The sequence below is a fragment of the Mesorhizobium sp. M2A.F.Ca.ET.042.01.1.1 genome (assembly GCF_003997405.1).
Taxonomy (GTDB): Bacteria; Pseudomonadota; Alphaproteobacteria; order Rhizobiales; family Rhizobiaceae; genus Mesorhizobium.
Genome location: NZ_RZRX01000417.1, coordinates 1 through 3,399 on the forward strand (window position 1 = coordinate 1; position 3,399 = coordinate 3,399).

Genomic DNA, 3,399 nt, shown 5'->3' on the forward strand with positions numbered 1-3,399 from the left:
CTTTGACGTATCCATGCCAATGCGAATAAGTTTATCCACGGACGGTCTCCCTTGATGAGATCTGCAACGACCTCATTCTGGCACATTGTGATGCCGTCGGGGGCCGTCCACCCCAACACGTACTTTAAGTACGCTCCGCTCCGGTTCTCGCGAACCACCATTCTCGGCTCGGCTTGACCTGAATCTCGGCCGATCCTGCGGCGGTGCTAGCTCAAGCTCGGCCACGCCTCTTCGGTTGCGATCTTAGCTCAGAAGTGGACGCTGTTGTCGGCGGCTGCTGCGGCTTCGTCGGCGACGGCCGACAGCACGCCACGCACATCGAGCGTCGAGAAGGGCTTTTCCAGAATGTGCGGGCGCTGCGGCGGTGGCAGCGCTTCGATCTCCGCCTTGGCGCCGATGAGGTCGCCGGTCACCAGCACGAAGCGCTTGGCCAGAGCGGGCTGCTGCGAGAGCAGCTCGCGGTAGATCGCGATGCCGCTGATGCCCGGCATGCGCAGGTCGGAAAAGACGATGTCCGGCGGCATATGGCCCGTGAGCACGTCGGCGGCGGACGTCCAGCTTGCCACCACGCGCGACTTGAGCCCCATCAGCTCCAGTATATCCGAAAGCGAGCCCGCGACATCGGGCTCGTCGTCGATGATCAACGCATGGCGCAACCCGCTCGAGCGCGCCGGCCCTTCACCTGCGCTTGCAGCGCCGCCGGCAATCGTCGGCAATTGCACGACGAAGCGCGCGCCGGTCGGTTGCACTTCCTCGAACCAGATGTTGCCGTTGTGGCGCTCGACGATCGACTTCGAGATCGACAGGCCGATGCCTGTGCCAACCCCGACCGGCTTGGTGGTGAAATAGGATTCGAAGATGCGCGCGCGGATCGCCTCGGGAATGCCCGGGCCGTTGTCCTCGACGGAGAAGCCCGGATTGCCGTGCTCGTTGCGGAATGTCCGCACCTTGATGATCCGCTCGCCGGTAATGCCGGCCAGCGCATGCTGGCTGTTGATGAGGAAGTTGGCCGCCACCTGGGTGATATGGTCGGCGTCGGCCATGGCAAGCAGCGGTCCGGTGGCGAAATCGGTGTCGATGATGATGCCGCTGGAGCGGGCACCATAGGCGGTGACCTCGAGCGCCGAGCGCATCACCTGGTTGAGATCGGTCTCGGCCTGCTCGGTCGGGTGCAGCCGCACCATCGACAGGAAGCTCTTGACGATGCGGCCGCAGCGCTCGGCGGCCGCGCGCACCTTCTCGGCGCGCACCTTGGTCTGCGGGTCGCCTGCGAATTCGTGCAGCAGCGTCGACTGCGCCACCACCACCGCCAGCGGGTTGTTGAGCTCGTGCGAGACCCCGGCGAGCAGCGAGCCCATCGCCGCCATCTTCTCGTTCTGGTGCAGCTTCTCGCGCTGGCGGTTGATCTCCTCTTCGGCCTGCAGCTTTTCGCGCAGGTCGCGGATCGAGCCGAAGATCAGGCGGCGGTCGGCAACGCGCATCTCCGTCGCCGTCAGCTCGATCGGGAAAATCTCGCCCGCGGCGTTCTGGGTGACGGTCTCCAGGCGCTGGCCGACCATCGGCGCGCCGCGGCCGGCCATGTATTCGGCACCCGAGGCGTAGCCCTTGCGGTAATATATCGGAACGATGGTATCGAGCAGGTCCTTGCCGAGGATGGCGCTGCGCTGGAAGCCGAACATCTTCTCGGCGGCCGGATTGAACTCGATGATCGAGCCCGTCTCGTCGATGACGATGATGGCGTCGAGCGAGGCCTGCAGCATGGTGCGGCGGATCACCTCGCTGGCATGCGCCTCGGATGGCGAGCGCTCGATGGCGTCGCCGATGGCCAGAGCGATGATGTGCAGCGTCGCCTCTTCCTCATCCGTCCATTCACGCTCGGCGACGCAGTCGTTGACGGCCAGCGTGCCCCAGAGGTGGCCATGCGCGAAGACGGAGACGGACAGGAACGACTTGATGCTCTGCTTCTCGAAATCGGCGCGCAGGAAACCGTCCAGGTTGCGCGTGTGGCCGGAGAAGATCTTGCCCTGCCGCTCGTCTTCCTGCAGGCGCTCCAGCAAGGAATCCGAGTTGATGATCGACTGCATGATCACGGTAGGCGAGGCCAGGTCGCCACCGAAATCCTGGTCGATCCAATAGGCGGCGACCGACTGGGCGAAACCTTCGCCCGGCAATTCACGCAGCCGGAAGAGAATGCCACGCTGGCAATCCATCTTGCGGCACACCGTCTCCAGTATGCCGTCCATCTCGCGCTGCCAGTCGCCCGCCTCGCGCAGGCGGCGCACGACATGGACAGCCGCCATCGCGGCGCCGCCCGGGCGCGAGGCATGCATATCGGTGCGTGCTGCATCAGCAGTCATGGTCATTCCAGCCCGGAACGTCGGTCGTTCAGAGCATCCTCCGTTCCTGCGGAAACGGCGAACCACTCTATCGCTTTGTTTTGACGCAATTCCGGACGGAAGGCTACGGCGAAACCGCCGAGCCACCACTCTCACTTTCCCGGAACCGATCTAGTTGGCGTCGCCGCTCGGCAGCGAGAAGATATAGCCTTCGCCGCGCACCGTGCGCAGGAATTTCGGATTGGCGGGGTCGGCCTCGATCTTCTTTCGCAACCGCATGATGCGGATGTCGACCGCGCGCGAGGATTCCGGGTCCTCGACGAAGCCGATGGCTTCCGAAATCGCCGCGCGCGTCAGGAGGCGGTTGGCGCGGGTGAGGAAAACCTCGAGCACGTCGAATTCGCTCTTGGCCATCTCGATCACCGCGCCATTGGCGGCGGTGACCAGGCGACCGTCGAAATCGGCCTGAAAGCCGCCGAAATTCATGAAACGCCGATTGCTGGTCTCGGCCTTTGCGGCTTGCGGCTCGGCCGGCTGCGGCACGCGGCGCAAAACGCTGCGCACCCGCGCCAGCACCTCGCGCAATTCGTACGGCTTGACGATGTAATCGTCGGCGCCGAGCTCCAGCCCGACGATGCGGTCGAGCGCGGTGCCGGCTGCGGTGGCATAGATGATGCCGATCGGCGTTTTCGAGCGCAGCCAGCGGCCGAGCGACAGCCCGTCCTCACCGGGCATGGCGATGTCGAGGATGGCGAGGTGAAAGGGCTGCGTTTCGAACAGCGCGCGCGCCGCCACGGCATTCTCGGCCGTCACGACGTCATAGCCGCTGGCGCCGAGATACTCGGCCACGGCCTCCCTCAGATCCGGTTCGTCCTCGACGACGATGATGCGTGCCTTCACGACGCGCTCGCTCCCGCTTTCAGCGGAAAGTAGATTGGGTATAAACATGATGTCCAGCACTCATCTCGAGTTGTCTGTGGCGGGGTGGAGAAAATGGCCGCACGATCCGTCATTGCGCTTGTGTCCGTCGCCGAGGGGGTGGCGGGGGGTCTCGCCGACCATC

At 64.7% G+C, this 3,399-nt stretch carries 2 protein-coding genes; both read right to left on the bottom strand.

What is annotated here, in order from left to right; translation table 11 throughout:
* Positions 1–248 precede the first annotated feature (248 nt).
* Positions 249–2,357 (bottom strand): sensor histidine kinase, encoded by a 2,109-nt coding sequence (locus EOA23_RS32930; protein ID WP_189341801.1) that lies wholly within the window; start codon positions 2,355–2,357, stop codon positions 249–251.
* 150 nt (positions 2,358–2,507) lie between these two features.
* Positions 2,508–3,236: a response regulator transcription factor gene (locus EOA23_RS32935; RefSeq protein ID WP_245474426.1), complete on the bottom strand. Its 729-nt coding sequence runs from the start codon at positions 3,234–3,236 to the stop codon at positions 2,508–2,510.
* Positions 3,237–3,399: the final 163 nt, after the last annotated feature.